This window comes from Sorangium sp. So ce1335 (assembly GCF_051521615.1).
Taxonomy (GTDB): Bacteria; Myxococcota_A; Polyangia; order Polyangiales; family Polyangiaceae; genus Sorangium.
This window is the reverse complement of the sequence record NZ_CP150363.1, coordinates 3,539,572-3,555,969: the sequence shown is the minus strand read 5'-3', so window position 1 is coordinate 3,555,969 and position 16,398 is coordinate 3,539,572. Positions and strand designations below refer to the sequence as shown.

12 protein-coding genes are annotated in these 16,398 nt (G+C 68.7%); 8 read left to right on the top strand and 4 right to left on the bottom strand.

Annotation, left to right across the window (positions count from 1 at the left end):
- Positions 1 to 4 precede the first annotated feature (4 nt).
- On the bottom strand, positions 5 to 1,237 hold the full coding sequence (locus tag WMF24_RS13320; protein WP_437736761.1) for a hypothetical protein: 1,233 nt from the start codon (positions 1,235 to 1,237) through the stop codon (positions 5 to 7).
- Between the two features lie 694 nt (positions 1,238 to 1,931).
- Between WMF24_RS13320 and WMF24_RS13315 the strand changes: the two genes are divergently transcribed.
- The 5 genes from WMF24_RS13315 to WMF24_RS13295 all read left to right on the top strand — a co-directional run bounded on the left by WMF24_RS13315 (position 1,932) and on the right by WMF24_RS13295 (position 8,923).
- Positions 1,932 to 2,552, top strand: coding sequence for a hypothetical protein (locus WMF24_RS13315; RefSeq protein ID WP_437730027.1), 621 nt, complete (start codon positions 1,932 to 1,934; stop codon positions 2,550 to 2,552).
- Between the two features lie 124 nt (positions 2,553 to 2,676).
- On the top strand, positions 2,677 to 4,068 hold the full coding sequence (locus tag WMF24_RS13310; RefSeq protein WP_437736760.1) for a DDE-type integrase/transposase/recombinase: 1,392 nt from the start codon (positions 2,677 to 2,679) through the stop codon (positions 4,066 to 4,068).
- Positions 4,055 to 4,876 carry an ExeA family protein gene (locus WMF24_RS13305; protein WP_437731295.1) on the top strand — a complete coding sequence of 274 codons (822 nt, stop codon included), beginning with the start codon at positions 4,055 to 4,057 and terminating at the stop codon, positions 4,874 to 4,876. The genes WMF24_RS13310 and WMF24_RS13305 overlap by 14 nt, the downstream gene beginning before the upstream one ends.
- An 833-nt stretch (positions 4,877 to 5,709) precedes the next feature.
- The gene (locus WMF24_RS13300) at positions 5,710 to 5,865 is read left to right on the top strand and encodes a hypothetical protein (protein ID WP_437736759.1); all 156 of its coding nucleotides are present in this window, start codon (positions 5,710 to 5,712) and stop codon (positions 5,863 to 5,865) included.
- Positions 5,866 to 6,034: 169 nt separating this feature from the next.
- The gene (locus WMF24_RS13295; RefSeq protein ID WP_437736758.1) at positions 6,035 to 8,923 is read left to right on the top strand and encodes a type VI secretion system Vgr family protein; all 2,889 of its coding nucleotides are present in this window, start codon (positions 6,035 to 6,037) and stop codon (positions 8,921 to 8,923) included.
- A gap of 230 nt (positions 8,924 to 9,153) precedes the next feature.
- Here the strand turns inward: WMF24_RS13295 and WMF24_RS13290 are convergent, their stop codons facing one another.
- Complete coding sequence (locus WMF24_RS13290; protein ID WP_437736757.1) at positions 9,154 to 10,959, bottom strand: hypothetical protein; 1,806 nt, start codon at positions 10,957 to 10,959, stop codon at positions 9,154 to 9,156.
- Between the two features lie 126 nt (positions 10,960 to 11,085).
- On the opposite strand from WMF24_RS13290, the gene WMF24_RS13285 reads away from it, so the two are divergent.
- The 3 genes from WMF24_RS13285 to WMF24_RS13275 are packed head-to-tail and all read left to right on the top strand — an operon-like array spanning position 11,086 to position 14,397.
- A complete protein-coding gene (locus tag WMF24_RS13285; RefSeq protein WP_437736756.1) occupies positions 11,086 to 13,023 on the top strand; it encodes a pentapeptide repeat-containing protein in 1,938 nt (645 codons plus the stop codon).
- A complete protein-coding gene (locus WMF24_RS13280) occupies positions 13,020 to 13,958 on the top strand; it encodes a DUF3540 domain-containing protein (protein WP_437736755.1) in 939 nt (312 codons plus the stop codon). The genes WMF24_RS13285 and WMF24_RS13280 overlap by 4 nt, the downstream gene beginning before the upstream one ends.
- Positions 13,959 to 13,986: 28 nt before the next feature.
- Positions 13,987 to 14,397, top strand: a complete 411-nt coding sequence (locus WMF24_RS13275) for a PAAR-like domain-containing protein (protein WP_437736754.1) — start codon at positions 13,987 to 13,989, stop codon at positions 14,395 to 14,397.
- Positions 14,398 to 14,552: 155 nt separating this feature from the next.
- Here WMF24_RS13275 and WMF24_RS13270 read toward each other — a convergent pair whose 3' ends face one another.
- Both WMF24_RS13270 and WMF24_RS13265 read right to left on the bottom strand, forming a co-directional pair.
- The gene (locus WMF24_RS13270) at positions 14,553 to 15,548 is read right to left on the bottom strand and encodes an aldo/keto reductase (protein WP_437736753.1); all 996 of its coding nucleotides are present in this window, start codon (positions 15,546 to 15,548) and stop codon (positions 14,553 to 14,555) included.
- A gap of 35 nt (positions 15,549 to 15,583) precedes the next feature.
- The gene (locus tag WMF24_RS13265; RefSeq protein ID WP_437736752.1) at positions 15,584 to 16,342 is read right to left on the bottom strand and encodes an SDR family NAD(P)-dependent oxidoreductase; all 759 of its coding nucleotides are present in this window, start codon (positions 16,340 to 16,342) and stop codon (positions 15,584 to 15,586) included.
- Positions 16,343 to 16,398: the final 56 nt, after the last annotated feature.

Sequence of the window (16,398 nt, the reverse complement as noted above, 5' to 3'; positions counted from 1 at the left end):
GCGCTCAGCCGCACGTCTTATACGCAACGAGCGCACAGAAGAACACGAGCATGAATATCCAAGAAACAATATTTGCTCGGCCCTCTCGCTGCCTCTTCTGCCTCTCTAGCTCCCCATAGACCCGATGCATATTCTCAACTTCCGCCTGGGCCCGCACCTTGAGCATCTCCGTGGTGGTATCCACGTGCTGCTGGACGACCTCGTCCCTGGTCGGGATCTTCGGCCTGGGCTCCTTTTCGCTGGCGAAGAGCAGCCTGCCTCCGGGCGCGAGCTTCCAGGCGAGCCCCTTCTCACCGAATAGCCAGAACGACCCATCTGGACATGCCGCAATGTTCATCCTCGCGCGAGGAAGCGCGTCGCGCTCCACGAGCAGGACGACGCTCTGCCCGCCCCCAGCGCCAACCTGCACCAGTCGATCGCTGCGAATGACATATACATTGCCGGCGGGATCGGCGCCGAGCAAGAGAGCTCTTCGATCAGCGGAATTTCTACCCAGCTCCACACAGTAAACCTTGCGCCCGGTCGCATCGAAGCGGGCGACCATGTTCGCCTCCTGCAAATAGAGCGAACCATCTGGACCGCAATGCATAGCCGTGAGCGAGGAGGGTACGGTCACCGGCCAATCAGCAAGAGAGTTCAGACTCCACGGGGGCTCATCGTCGACCTCATTCCGCGGAGCGCTGTGTGGCCACACGGGCATCTCCGCTCCGCTCTGCGCGACCCTCCGGAGCTTTCCGTTCTTCTCGAACAGCAGCGAGCCATCGGGATAGCAGGCCAGGTGGCGATGTTCGATCTCGGCGAGGTCGATGCTCGGCGCCGCGAAGCCAGCGTCCTCGACGGGATTGCCCGTCGTCGAAGTGAGCCGGAGCGGCGGCGAGCTTCCGGCGCCAACCACGACGAGAGTGTCCTTCACGCAGCCCAGGAAGCGCACCGGCTCCGGTCGATCACGCTGGAGCCATCGGATGCTCAGCGAAGGATCCAACGACCACAGAACATGGTCGATTTTTTCCCGCAGTCTTCCGTTCTCATCAAAGAGCCAGCGTGACTGCGTGGCTGCGCAGTAGAGGTTCCCCTCTGCGTCGACGGCGGCCTCCGGCAGCTCCTCCCAGTCGAACAGGCCGGCGGCGACGGCCTGGGCGGCGGGAGCGCACACAGCGACCGACGGATGAAAACAGAGATACCAGTGCGCCACCACCTTTCGCCGTCCCCGGTAGATGAACTCATCTGGGACGTGCACGCTCGCACCGCAGAAGCGGCACGTGCACGCCCGACTCACACCGTCGAATGCGATGGGCGAGCCACACTGCGGGCACGGAAACGTCGCCGGCTCGGTCTTCGGCGCAGGGGCGCCAGCGAGCCTGGTCGGCGCCTCGCCGACCAGGTGCGTGATGTTCGGGAGCGCTCCTGCCAGCTCCGTGGGGACCGCCCGAACCCAGGTCTGCACTGCGCAGCGATCGCAGCGGAGCATCGCCTGGTCCAGCACCTCTCCTATGCTCGCGGGCGGGATCTCCTTCTCGCAGCTGTTACCGCGCCCTCTCAAAAGTGGAGTTCGCCCCGATCTCGATCCCTATTCGTGATGGGAATCCCCTGATCGGCCGCTGCCCGCCCATCAGCGAGCCGGTGTGGGCCCGAGAGAGGAAGCCAGGGTGGAGGCTGATGCCCCGCCGTCGGCCGGCGTTCGCTGTGCATTCCTAAAACCAACCAAAAAATCTCACACAAACGTCAAGTCGCGCGACTTCGCCGCGCTGAGCGCCCTTGCATTCCCGTTCCACGACCCCAATTACCACTACACTTTGCGACACGTCAGCCCCTCGCTGACGTAAGGCCGGGGCCGAGGGAGCGGAGCATCGGCGCGAGGCCGGCCACAAAATAGGCGACGAGGGGATGCGTGTTGTGGCGACCCGTCTTCCCCTCGTCGTGCTCCGAGCACCGTGCAGGAGCGGAGCTCATGCAGGATCGTTCAAGCCGACGTCGACATCAAGCGCTGGATGACGGTGCTGCCAACGGTTGACCTCGTGCGGCCCGCGCGCTGCCCCTGCTGCGACGCGGCCGGCCGCCCCGTCAACGGCCCGCTGGTGATGCGCGGCCACGGCCTGCGCGAGCGGCTGGTGTGCGGCCCGCTCGAGCCCGGCGGCGCTCCCCAGCAGGTCACGATCCAAGCTCGACGCTACCGCTGCAGCGCCTGCGGCGCGATCGTGGTCGTAGTGCCTCGCGGGTTGCTGCACCGCCGGCGCTACTCCGCGGCGGCGATCGGCTGGGTGCTTGCTCGCATCGGGCTCGACGGCGTGAGCACGCCTGTCGCCCGCGCCGAGGTGTGCCCCTGCGCGACCCTGGGCGTCGCAGCGGCCGAGCGGTGGCTCGCGCCGTCTCGCTGGATCGAGGCCAGCCGCCGTGGACAGCTGTTCCCTCGGCTCGGGCGCCATGGCGCGGAAAGCCCCCGCGCGCAGATCGCCGAGCGCACCGCGATGCAGCTCGTGGGGCTGTCACCTCAGGGCAGCACGCGGGAGCCGGCGCCGCACCTGGCGTTCCGCGGCGCCGTGCTCGCAGCGTGATGCCCATCCGCAGGCCAACGCAAGCTCCGGCGACTCCACCACGCAGGATCGGGCACGGCGGTGCAGGAATGAGGCACTGGGTCCACATGGGTCGTCGAAGACGGACCCGTGGAAAGGACCGCTCGTGGACATCCTCAAACCCAGAGACCACGCGGAGGAGATCGCCATCTTCCGCCACGGCATGATCGGGCAGCTCTGCGCTCGCGATCTCGAGCATGGCGACCTCGTCGAAGCGCTACGCGCCCTCTCGAAGGAGCGCGTGCGACCGCCCGGGAGCTCGTGTACACGCACCTTCGCGGTGCCGACACTCGAGCGCTGGCTCTATGCCTACCGCCAGCGCGGGCTCGAAGGGCTCTGCCCTCGCGCCCGTCGCGACCGCGGGCGCGGCCGCGAGCTCGACCCGGTGCTGAGAAGGCTGCTGTGCGACATCCGCCGGGAGCACCCGGACGCTTCGGTGCCACTCATCCTGCGCACGCTCCGCGCAGACGGACGCCTGAGCGCCACGGTCAGCGCGTCGACCGTGCGTCGCCTCTTCCGTCAAGAGGGGCTCGACAAGATCCCGCAGCGCGACGGGAAAGGGCCGACGACTCGGCTCAAGTGGCAAGCCGAGCGCCCTGATGCGCTCTGGCATGGTGACGTGTGTCACGGCCCGACACTTCATCTCGACGGCCGAAGGGTCACGGTGCGGATCCACGCCCTGCTCGACGATGCCTCGCGCTTCATCGTCATCCTCTCGGTCGAGAGCGACGAGAAGGAAGACACCCTGCTGCGGCTGCTCGTCCGTGCCCTCCGGCTCTACGGAGTCCCCGATGCGCTCTACCTCGACAACGGTGCAACCTACCGTGGCGACGCCTTGCGCCTCTTCTGCTCGCGCCTCGGGATCACCCTGCTTCACGCGCGCCCCTACGACCCGCAGGCGCGTGGTAAGATGGAGCGATTCTGGCGGACGCTTCGAGAGAACGTGCTCGACCACCTGGGCTCGGTCACGTCGCTGCAGGACATCTCCTCTCGCATCCAGGCCTTCCTCGACGTCCACTACCACCCGTCGCCGCACGCCGGGCTGATGGGGCGCGCGCCGGGGCTTGTGTACGCGCCCGGGCAGCGCGAGATCGACGCCCTCTCCGAGGCTCGCCTGCGCGAGGCGCTCACGCTCCGGCAGCGTCGGCGCGTGCGCCGCGACACGACCGTCGCCCTCCGAGGACAGCTCTTCGAGCTTGATCACGGCTACCTCGCCGGCCGTGTCGTGACGGTCGCCTATTGCGTGCTCGACGAGCCTCTCGCCCCGGTCGTCGAGCTGGAGGGGCAGCGGATCCCGCTTCGCCCTGTCGACCCGGTACACAACGCGCACGTCAAGCGGCCAGCGCGCCGAGCCACGAGCGGCGGCGCGTCGGCCGCGGGGCAGCCTGTTGCCTTCGACCCGGGCGGCGCCCTGCTCGTCAAGAGCGCGCGCGACGCGGCCCTGGCGACCGGCGCGGACGAGGCCGATGGGGAGGAGGACCTCGATGCGATCTTCTGAGCTCGGCTTCTTCGGCCTTCGCACGGCCCCCTTCTCCAAGGAGCTCGACGATGCCGAGCTGTGGTTGCCCACGTCCAAGCAGGTGCTCGTCGACGATCTCGAAGCGGCGCTCCTCGAGCGTGCCAGTGTGCTCCTCGTCGGTGAGCCGGGCGTCGGCAAGACGTGTGTGCTACGGGCCTTGCGGCATCGGCTACCCCAGGCCGGATTCCGCCTGACCTACTGCCACAATGCGACGCTCGGCCGGCGCGACTTCTACCGCTATCTCTGCCACGCGCTCGGCCTGCAGCCGACCTCGAGCGCCGCGAACCTGTTCCTCGCCGTCGAGCGGCATGTCCACGAGTTGCGCAGAGATCAGATCCACCCGGTGTTTCTGCTCGACGAGGCCCATCTGCTGCACCCGGACATGATGGCGCACTTGCATATCCTCTTGAATCACGAGTGGGACAGCCGTGCTCTTCTGTCGATCGTCCTTGTTGGCCTCCCGGAGCTCGAGGGCCGCATGGCGCTGCGCTCCCATCGCTCGCTCCTCACGCGCATCCACCACCGCTTCATGATCGAGCCGGCCACGGTGGAGGACACGGCGGAGTACGTGGCCTTCCGACTGAAGGGCGCCGGTGTGGAACACGAGCTCTTCTCGCGCGAGTCGCTCGCCGCGCTGCATGAGCTCGCGTCGGGCTCGCTGCGCGAGATCGACCGCCTCGCCTCGGCGGCGATGCGGGAATCGGCGCGCCGCAAGCGCAAGCTGGTCGACCGCGAAGCGGTGGCCCGCGTCGCCGAGACGCTCACGCTCGCCTCGTCTCTCGGCTGAACGGCGGCGCACAGCCCGCGAGGCTCGTCGGCCTCGCGGGCCGAGGCGCGTCTGATCCAGGATGGCCATCGCCTCGCCGCGAGGGACCGTGGCCGGCACGATGCCCATCGCCGTACAGCGCCGGCGCGACACGCCCGCGATGGGCATCGGCGGCTGGGGAGACCTACCGAGCTGCGGCAAGATGGCCATCATTCAGGCGGGGCGCAGTGCCATCAGCCAGCCGGCTCGGCAACACGCAGCCCTGGCAGGATGGCGCCCGCCGTATGTACGCCACGGAGAGCTTGCCGGCAGAGCTACGTCGCACCTCCTTCGGCAGCAATCTCGGACCGTTGTAGAGCGGATCACGGAGCAGCGCCTGCCAGACATCGGCGCCGATCGACGTCGGCCTACCGCACGTCGGGCAGCTCACCCGACCAGACAGCGTGTTGACCGGCATCGGCATCCGGCACGTGCCACACGCGGTCTCAACCTTCACTGCAACGCTGATCATCGCTCTCCTCACCTCCCCCGCTCCCGCGCCATCACCGCGGCATCCCCCGACACCCCGGCGAGGCCATGCCGGCGCGAACGCTACCTCAGCGACACCCGCCGCGCGATGGCCTGGCCTCGTCCGAACCATGCCCGCGGAGCGCAAACATGGATCGGCCCCGACCGCAGCCGAGCTCTTGCACAAGAGCGGGCGCGGCGAGCTCGCCGGCAGCCACCTCACGGGGCACCGTCGTCGCCGGCATCGATCTCCGCGGCGCCGCTCTCTCCAGGGCCCTCTGGCGCGACGTCGACCTGCGCGGCCCCAGCCTCGCCGGCGCCCCCTCTCCGGTGTCGTCTTCCGCAACGTGAACCTCGAGGTCGCCGACCTCAGGGGCCCGCTCTTCGGCCGCCCTTGCGGCGAGACCTGCCGCCTCGCGGGCGCCGACCTGCGCGACGCCGTCCTCAGCAAGCTCAGGACGCTGTCGCGCCGGCAGGCGCGCGAGGTGTTGCTGGAGGGCTGAGGGGCGGCTGCCAGAGGCGGCGGAGTCGAGCGCGGCGACGCGAGCGTCGGCGAGCGCGACGATGCGAGCGGCGTCGCGCTCGACGACGCGGCGGTGCTCCGCTGCACGAACCGCTTGAACAACGGCTCGCCGGCGGGCGATGGTAGCGTTCTTCACCCGAGGGACGCTCATGAAGGACATCCTCTCTGCTCGCCTGGAATCACGTGCTTTCTCGGCCGACGCGGTCGAGCTCCACGACCTCACAGGGCGCGAGGTCATCTCGCAGCCGTTCGAGTTCCAGCTTCACGTGGTGTGCAAGAGCCCCGAGGGGCTCGACGAGGAGGCGCTCCTCGCCGAGCCCGCCGCGCTCGTCTTCCTGAGGGGCGACCGCGAGGAGCGGCGGCTCTTCGGGGTCATCTCCGTCGTGCGCGACGCGCTCCACACAGAGACGCTTCACATGGCGTACACGCTCACCTTCGTGCCGCGCGCGTTTCGCCTGACGCACACGGAGACGTCGGAGATCTTCATGGACCTCTCCGTCCCGGAGATCATCAAGCGGAAGCTCGAGCGGGCCGGCCTCCACGAGGGCGATGACTTCGAGCTCCGCCTGGTCTCGAACTACCCGCCGCGCGAGTACGTCGTGCAGTACAAGGAGACGGATCTTCAGTTCGTATCCCGCCTCGCCGAGCACCTCGGTATCTCGTTCTTCTTCGAGCACCGCGACGGCCGCGATGTCGTTGTCTTCTCCGACGCCAACAGCGGCTTTCAGCCAGTCGCCGGCGACGGGCGTGCGCACTTCTACCCGCGCGGCGATCGCATCGGCGTCTACCGCCTGGAGGGCACCACGCGCACGGTCCCGAACCGGTACGTCGTGAAGGACTACAACTACCGCACGCCCCACGTGCCCCTGATGGCGGCGGCGACGGTCTCGGAGGCGTCCGGCGGCGACATCGTCGAGTACGGCGCGCACTTCAAGACCCCGGACGAGGGCGAGCGCATCGCCGTCATCCGCGCCGAGGAGCTGCGCGCCGGCCGCAGGGTATTCGAGGGCGCGAGCGACGTCCAGGTCCTCGGCGCAGGGACGAAGCTCACCCTGGAGGGCCATCCGCGCGGCGACATCGAGCTGCTGCTCGTCGAGGTGCGCCACCGCCTTCAGCAGGCGACGCTCAACATGGGCACCGGTGAGGAGCGCGCCTACGAGAACGAGTTCCGGGCGATCCCCTACGCGACCACCTACCGCCCGCCGCGCGTGACGCCGAAGCCCAAGGTGCACGGGGTCATCACCGGCGTCATCGACGCCGCCGAGAAGGGCCAGTACGCCGAGGTCGACGAGAGCGGCCGCTACCGCGTCCGCTTCCTGTTCGACACCAGCAGCGCAGACGACGGCAAGGCCTCGCGGCTTATCCGCATGGCCCAGCCGCACGCCGGCGCGGGCTACGGGTTCCACTTCCCGCTCCGCAGCGGGGTCGAGGTCATCCTGACCTTCATCGACGGCGATCCAGACCGGCCCATCATCGCCGGCGCGGTGCCGAACCCGCAGACGCCGAGCACCGTCGACGCGAAGAACGCGAAGAGAAACGTCATACGGACCGGCGGCGGGAACGAGATCAACATCGACGACAACGAGGGCGAGGAGCGGATCAAGCTCTCGACCCCGTACGGCGGGGCGACGTTCCAGCTGGGAGCGCCGAACACGCCGGAATCAGGCGCTGCACTGACCACCAAGGAGGCTTACAGTGCGATCGCCATCGCTGGATTCAACACGGCCACCAGCGTAATGAACTCCGTTGCGAGCACGATGTCGTGCTTCGCAGCCACAGACATCACCAACTTCGCTGGAGTTCCCAATATACTGAGCAAGCTCGACAAGGTCGAGAAGGTCGCGGAGAGCTATCTCGCAACGGCCAAATCGGCGCTCGACATCCCCAAAAAATACGACGCCTGGCAACAGGCAAAGTTGGATGAGGCGACGGTGATCGCGGAAGAGGCAGCAAAGAGACTGGAGCAGGAGGCGATCCTGTCCGGCCCCGCGTTTCCGTCACCCCCTCCGATGATCCTGGGTTCCGACGGGTTCGAGCGCCCGATGACGCTAGAAGAGTGGAACGAAAGGGTTGCGGCCCCGTATCAGGGCGTCGCCGAAGCACGCTCAGCGGCCCAGGAAGCCAAAAAGGCAGCGGAGACCAGGAAGAAGGAGAGCGAAGCCAACGAGACCAATATCGCGCTGAAGCGAATCGGCATTGCGGTCGAGGGCGCCACCAGCCTTGTTGGATTCGAAAAAGCTGCCCGCCCTCTTCTCATTAGTGCCGCATCAAAATTGATGAAATCCGCCGGAGACAAGTCGGCCACTGCGGTGGCTAGTCTGATGGCCGCCGCTGCAAATGCAGCAGCGAGCCCAGGGCGCATTCCGAGCGCTGTTATGCCCATCGTTTCCCCCAGTTGCATCAACGCGGCCGTCACTACGTCAGCCGTGATCGGGCAGGTGAACGCGTTTGTTAGCGGCGCTGCGAATGCTGCGCTTGCGTCCGAGGGTGTCACCGTCGTAACAGGGGTCGCTGCCGCCGTCCTCAAATCTCCGGCCGCTGTCGAGATGGCGAGCGGAGTCAAGGCACTCATCACATCACCACTAGTTAATATCCTTGCGGCCAAGGACATCTCGATGCGTGCGATCACGGTGGGACTCGAGGCACTCTCACGGACCTTCATCGACACAAAGGACCTTGACATCCTCGCCGCTGGGAAGACCGACATCAGGACCGTCGGAGCTACTGACATCAAGTCAGGAGGAACAGTAAACATTCAGGCCGGCCCCGAACTCAATGGCAATGCATCGAAGGTATCTTTCAAAGGCAGGAGCAGGGCGGCGCTTGAGGTCGGGGCTTGGCACACGATCGTTGGGAAGGAGAAAGTGATGATCGGCGGACCGGGGTCCAATGGCACTTTCACCGGCAACTCTGCCGTCCTCAAATGTGGGTCTGAGATAACGTGTAACAAGAGCAGCGTAACGGTCAAGGCATCTGCCATTGATCTGAAGGGAAGTGGTAGCGTCCGCCTGGGCGGCGCGCGAATTGATCTTGGATAACACAGAGACCTGGTCTCGCACAGGGGCGATCCTTCGTGACTACCCAGCCCCCGGTTCTGCGACGAGCACCAGGTCCACGGCCCGCCCGTACCTCCCCTGCGCCTATGACCGCGCCCGTCGCGTGACGAGCGGAAGCGTCACCGTCAATATCTTTAGTGGAAGGTCTGCTCGTAGCTTTGGCGCGACCACGCCTCGCGAACGCCAACAGGCTCCAGCCGATAACGGGTCACTCAAGGCTGCGCATCGAACCCGAACAGCCACATCATGAACAGGACCAGCGCTACCAATACGAGAACCGCAAACCCGGCGCCAATCCTATCTAGCCGACGCTTCTCATCTACGCTTGTCGCGATCCGCTCGTTTGCCATGCGATAGTACTCGGCCGCGACTGCGCGAGCCTGCTCGGCTTGCTTCTCGAACGCTTCCGCCACTTCGTTGGCCTTCCGATCGATAAGGTCGCTCTGGGTCGGCCTCCGCGGCCTGGGCTCCTTTTCGCTGGCAAAGAGCAGGCTGCCTCCTGCATCGAACTTCCAGGCGAGTCCCTCCTCTCCAAAGAGCCAAAATGAGCCATCGGGGCAGACAGCGATGCTCGTCTTTGACCGGGGCAGCGAGTCGCGCTCTGTCTGCAGGACAGTGCTCTGCGCGCCCGAGGCACCAACCCGCATGAGCCGGCTGGCACGGAGGACGTAGGCGTTGCCGCGGAGGTCGGCGCCGAGTACGTTGTGCTCTCCGTCCGGAGCCTGTTCCGGGAGTTCCACGCGATAAATCATCCGCCCATCTGCGTCGAAGCGGACAAGCACATCGGGCCATAGTTCATTCAGCATGTAAAGCGAGCCATCTGGACCGTAATACAACACATCAACCGAGCGACTTATTGTGACCGGGCGATCGGTCGGTTCGTCCCAGTCCCAGATGGATGCTTCGGCGGGGTAGCCGCGAGAAAGGCTGTCCGGCCACACGGCGATCTCCACACCGTTCGGTGCAATTCGCCGGAGCGTACTGTCTTTCTGGATCAGCAAGGATCCATCGCGGTCGCAGGCCAGGGGACCGTGGTTAGGCAAGTCTAGGTCCTTGACCGGTGCTGTTGCTCCTGGGATGCCAGCGGGTGTCCCCGTCCTGGAAGAAAGCCAGCTCGGCGATGGGCTTGCAGCGCCGATCAATAGGATCCTGCCCCCTACGCAGCACATGAATCGCACAGCATCCACGCGATCTCGTACAAGCCAGCGGATACTCAGCGATGAATCAACAGACCAAAGGAGATTGTCGTCGCTTTTGACCACGTTCTTACCATCGTCGTAGTACCAGCGCACCTGCCTGGCTGCGCAATAAAGGTTCCCCTCTGCGTCGACCGCTGCCACAGGTGGCTCTTCCCAGTCGAACAGTCCAGCGGCGACGGCTCGCGCAGCTGGTGCGCTGTCCGTGACCGAGGTATCGAAGCAGAGAAACCAGTCCGCCGCCAGCCTCCTCCGCCCTCGATAGACAAACTCGTCGGGCACGTGCACGTTGGCAGTACAGAAGCGGCACGAGTACGCTCGGTTCACGCCGTCGAACGCGATCGGTGAGCCGCACTGCGGGCATGGAAACGTCGCCGCGTCGGCAGCATCGGCCTGCGCCATGGCCAGCGGGTCCGGATCTTCGCCCACGAGATGCGTGATGTTCGGAAGGGCTGCCGCGAACTCCGAGGGCACGGTTCGCACCCACGTCTGCCTGGCACATTGATCACAGCGGAGCGCCGCCTGATCTCTCACCTCGACGATGCGCGCGACGGGGATCTCCTTCTCGCATCCTTGGCAGCACGGACCACGCCGCGTGAAGGCGACCGAAATCTTGCCGGCCAGGCGTCGCCGCCCCTCGTTCTGGAGCATCTTCGGCCCCTCGTAAATCGGATCGCGGAACAGCGCTTGCCAGAGATCCCCTTCAATCGCCGTCGGCCTCCCACAGCTCTGGCACCCCACCTCGCGCGCCAGCGTGTTGACAGGCATCGGCATCCGGCATGTGCCGCACTCCGTCTCGACCCTCACCGCAACGCTGATCATCGCTCTCCTCACCTCCCCCGCTCCCGCGCCATCACCGCGGCATCTCCCGCCCCCCGACGAACCCGTGCCGCCGCGCACGCTACCGCAGTGACACCCGCCGCGCGATGGCCTAGCCTCGCCCGAACCATGCCCGCGGAGCGCAACCCCGGATCACCCCCGACCGCAGCCGAGCTCTTGCAGAAGAGCCAGCGCGGCGAGCTCGCCGGCAGCCACATCTCGGGCGCCGTCGCCCCCGGCATCGATCTCCGCGGCGCCGATCTCTCCAACGCCCTCTGGCAGGACGTCGATCTCCACGGCGCCAACCTCGCCGGCGCCTCCCTCTCCGGCGTCATCTTCCGCAACGTGAACCTCGAGGGCGCCGACCTCACCGACGCCGACCTCACAGGCGCCCTCCTCGGCGGCCCTCCCGGCGAGGCCTGCCGCCTCGCAGGCGCCGATCTGCGCGACGCCGTCCTCTCCAGCGCCTCTCTCCACCAGGTCGACCTCACCGGCGCCAAGCTCTCCGGCGCGCTCCTCGAGCGGGCCGATCTCCGCGCCGCCCGCCTCCACAAGGCCGAGCTCCTCGACGCCGTGCTCTCCGGCGCGCGCCTCCAGGGCTGCGACGCCCGGGGCGCCCGCCTCGACCGCGCCGACCTCTCCTCCGCCGATCTCTCCTCCGCCGACCTCACCGGCGCCTCGCTCCGCGACGTCGATCTCCGCGCCGCCACGACGACTGGCCTCCTCCTCGGCGGCGCCGATCTCCTGCGCGCCAGCGCCGCCGGACTCGACCTCTCCGCCTCCGGCCCCCCGGCGTCCCTCGCCGGCGCCGCCCTCGAGTCCTCCCGGCTCGCCGCGCTCGATCTCCGCCGCACCGCCCTCGAGGGCGCGCGCCTCGTCGCGTGCGACCTCGCCCGGGCCGACCTCTCCGGCGCGAGCTGCGACGGGCTCGTCCTCGACGGCTCCTCGCTCCGCGGCGCCCAGCTCCAGCGCTGGCGGGCCCGCGGCGCGTCGCTCGCCGGGGTCGACCTCACCGGCGCCTCCCTCGACGGCGCCGATCTCCGCAACGCCGACCTCGCCGGCGCCACCCTCGACGAGGCCTCTCTCACCGGCGCGAAGCTCGAGGGCTGCTCCCTGGAGGGCGTCCGCCTCGCGGGCGTCGACCTGCGCGGCCTCGACCTCGCGGGCGTGTCCCTCGGCAAGGCGGCCCTCCGCGGCCTCTCGTGGGCCGGCGTGAGCCTCTCCGGCGCCGATCTCGCCGAGGCCGACCTCCGCGACGCCGACCTCGCCGGCGCCGACCTCTCGGACGCCGACCTCTCCGGCGCCTGCCTCGCCGGCGCGAAGCTCGGCGGCGCCACGTTCCGCGGCACGCAGCTCGCCGACGTCGACCTCACCGAGGCCGATCTCTCGGGCGCCGACCTCTCCGAAGCTTCCCTGTCCACCGCCTCCATCACGGGAGCCGACCTCCGCCGGACTCGCCTCTTCGCGGCCGACCTCTCCGGCGCCGATCTCCGCACCATGCAGCTCGCCGGCGCCGTCATCGAGCAATCGCTCCTCTGCGACGCGAACGGCGAGGGCGTCGATCTCCGCGGCTGCGTCCTGACGAACGCCACGCTGTCGGGCGCGAACCTCCGCGGCGCCAACCTCACCTCGGTGGAGGCCTCTCAGGTCAACCTGGAAGGCGCCGATCTGAAGGGCGCCAAGCTCGCGGGCCTGCGCGCCCCCGCCGCGAACGTCAAGAGAGCGATCCTCGACGGCGCCGATCTCTCCCGCGCCGACCTCTCCGACGCCGCGCTCGACGGTGCCCTGCTGCGCCGCGCCCACCTGCGCGAGACGAACCTCGGCGCGGCGAGGCTCCCGGGCGCGGACCTGCGCGACGCGGTGATGGCGAATGCCGATCTCTCGCTGGCCGATCTCTCGCACGCGCGCCTCGAGCGCGCGCACCTCATGAACGCCAACCTCGAGGGCGCCGACCTCCACCGGGCCAGGCTCGATGACGCCGAGCTGCTCGGGGCGCGCACGCGCAACACGAAAGACACCGACCCTGACCGCGCCCGCGCGGAAGACTTCCGGACGGAGACCCGATGATCGCAAACGACGCTGTCGCCCTGGAACACGAGCCCTCCCCGGGAGGCGTGCTCGAGGCCACCCTCGTCGACATCGACGACGCGGCGCGCGCCGTCGTGCGCCTCGTCCGGCCCGGCGCCCCGGGCGGCGAGGGCGCCACGGCGCGCGCGCGGCTCGCCGTCCCCGGCTACCAGGGCACCCCCGGCGACCGGGTGCTCATCGCAAGACACGCAACCACGTCGGATTTTTACATCGTCGGCGTCCTCCTCGCCGCCGCAGCGCCCGTGGTCCGGACGGCCGAGGGGGCCACGGCGTCGGCCGAGGGGAGCACGATCGCCATCCGGGACGCCTCCGGGGCCGTCGCCGTCACGTACGACGCCGCGACGGGCGCGGCGCGCGTCGCCGCCCCCGCGGGGGACCTGACGCTCGCGGCGCCGCGGGGGAAGGTCGTCGTGGAGGCGGCCACGGACGTCGAGCTCCGCGCGCGGCGCGACGTCCGGCACCGGGCGGGCCGGCGCGTGGCGAGCGAGGCCGGCTTCGGCGGCGAGACCGGCAACGGCGGCGAGGCCGGCAGCGGCGGCGAGGCCGTCCATCATGGCGAGGCCGTCGAACCGGGGCTCGTCGTCGAGCGGACGGCCGTGCGCGTGACCGCGGCCGCGGTCGACGTCACCTCGGAGCGGGCGTCGCTCCACGCGACGGAGGCGACCGTGCTCGCCGAGCGGATCGCGACGACCGCCGCGCAGATCGCCGCCACGGCCGGTCGGATGGAGATCCAGGCCGAGCGGCTCATCGAGCGGGCCAAGGACGCCTACCGCGAGGTCGACGGGCTGTTCCAGACCCGGGCGAGGCGCGCGCGCTCGCTCATCCGCGAGGCGTATCAGCTCGTCAGCGAGCGGACATCGCTGGTCTCGAAGAAGGAGACATCGATCGACGGCGAGCGCGTGCTGCTCGGATGAGCCAGCGTGAGAATGGAGGGATCCCGACATGAAGATGCCCGCAGCGACGAAGGCCGGCGGCATGTGCTTCGCCATGCCGGACGTGTGCAAGGTCCCGGCGCCGCCGGCGCCCCCCGTGCCGACGCCGTTCCCGAACATCGGGACGCTGAACGGCTGCGAGTCGACCGTCTCCAAGGTGCTCGTCCAGAAGAAGGAGACGGTGACCGAGGCGTCGAAGATGCCGAGCAGCAAGGGCGATGAGGCCGGCACGCTCGGCGGGATGGTCTCGAACGTGAACCGCGGGCAGGTCACCTTCAAGCGCGCGAGCTCGAAGGTCTACGCCAAGGGGAAGAAGGTCGTCTATCACACGGCGATGTCGGCCCACAACGGCTCGAACGCGAACATGCCCGCCGGCGCCCACGTCGCACCGTCGCAGATGAAGGTGTTCGTGGCGATGTGATCCGCGGCGCGCCGCCTCGAGCGAGAAATGAACCGCCAAGGCGCCAAGATGTCGTCTCCTTCTTGGCATCCTTGGCGCCTTGGCGGTTCGAAATTCTGCTCGTTTCGGGCGGGTTCAACCCGTTTGCTGCTCTGGCGCCTCGCGCCGCCGCGCCCTCAGCGCGTCGCGTCGCCGCGGCGGTACTCGGCGGTCGCCTCGTCGAGGCGGGCCTTGAGCTGCGGATCGAGCGCGAGATCCCCCGCCGCGAGCGTGGCGTCGAGCTGATCGGGCCGGCTCGCCCCGATGATCGCCGACGTGATCGCCGGATGGGCGAGCACCCACGCGACGGCGACGGTCGTGAGCGACAGGCCCGCTCCGGCGACGATGCCTTGCAGCTTCTCGACGGTCGCGAACTCGCGCTCGTGCCAGTAGCGCTGCTGGTAGTTCGCCGCCGCCGCGCCGAGCGTGAAGCGCGTGCCCGGCGTGGGCTCGCCGCGGCGGTGCTTCCCGGTGAGGAGGCCGCCGGCGAGCGGGTTGTACGGGATCACGCCGAGGCCCTCCTCCTGCGCGAGCGGGAGCAGCTCGCGCTCGATCTCGCGGAACAGCAGCGCATACCGCGGCTGCACGGAGACGAACCGCGCGAGGCCGCGCACGTCCGCGCGGCCGAGCGCGCGCGCCAGGCGATACGCCAGGTAGTTGGACACGCCGATGTACCGCGCCTTGCCCGACCGAACCACGCTGTCGAGCGCCTCCAGCGTCTCGTCGATCGGCGTTTCGCGATCATCGGCGTGGAGCTGATACAGGTCCACGTAATCGGTGCCGAGCCGGCGCAGCGAGGCGTCGATCGCGTCCAGGATGTGCTTGCGCGAGGCGCCCTGGTCCCAGGCGTTCGGGCCGACGCGGCCGACGCACTTCGTGGCCACGATGAACCTGTCGCGCTTGCCCTTGAGCCAGCGGCCGACGATCTCCTCGGTACGGCCGACCGTCTGCAGGCCGCCGCCCAGCGGGTAGACGTCGGCCGTGTCGAGGAAGTTGACGCCGGCGTCGGCGGCCTTGTCGAGGATGACGCGGGAGGTCTCCTCGTCCGTCTGGAAGCCGAACGTCATCGTGCCGAGGCACAGGCGGGAAACGTTGAGGCCGGTACGGCCGAGTCGGGTGGTCGGGATGGTCATGTTCTTCCCCTGCGTTCCGTGCGCATTGCGTAGGATCAATAGTAGATCGGCCCGACGCTGCCACCGCCGGCGACGACGGAATCGCCGTTGATGGCGACGCTCCTCGGCGACGCGAGGAACGCGACGACCCACGCGACCTCGCGGGCGTCGACGATGCGGCCGATGCTCACCGAGGCGGCGAGGTCCGTCTCGGGCTCGGGGCGGACGCGCTCGGTGCGCGTCGCGCCGGGGTGCACGACCGTGACGTTGATCCCCTTCGGGCCCAGCTCGTCGGCGAGGTTCTTCGTGATGGCCGCCACGCCGACGTTGCGCAGGGTGGCGACCGGGCGGCCGGTCTTCCGCACGGCCAGCCCGCCGATGTTGATGATGCGGCCCCAGCCGTTCGCGATGAGGTGCGGCGCGACGGCGCGCGCCGTCCGCAGGTAGCCGACGACCTTGATGTTGATGTCCTCGATCACCTGCTCGTCGACGATCTGATCGAGGCGGGTGGCCGGCGAGATCCCGCCCGGCAAGGCGGCGTTGTTGACAAGGATGTCCACGCCCCCGAGCGCGGCGACGGCGCGCTCGACGAGCGCGTTGACCGACGTCTCGTTGCCCGTGTCGACGACCAGCGGGACGACGCGGCGGCCGGTCTCGGCCGAGAGCTCGGCGGCGGTCGCGTCGAGCTTGTCCTTGCCGCGCGCGGCGATCACGACGTCGGCGCCCTCGCGCGCCAGCTCCCGCGCGATGGCCTTGCCGATGCCGCGGCTGCCGCCGGTGACGATCGCACGCTTTCCAGTGAGCTCGAGATCCAAGAGCGTCTCCCTTCCATCCGGCGCGCAGCCACGAGCTCTGCGCCTCTCGCGCGCGG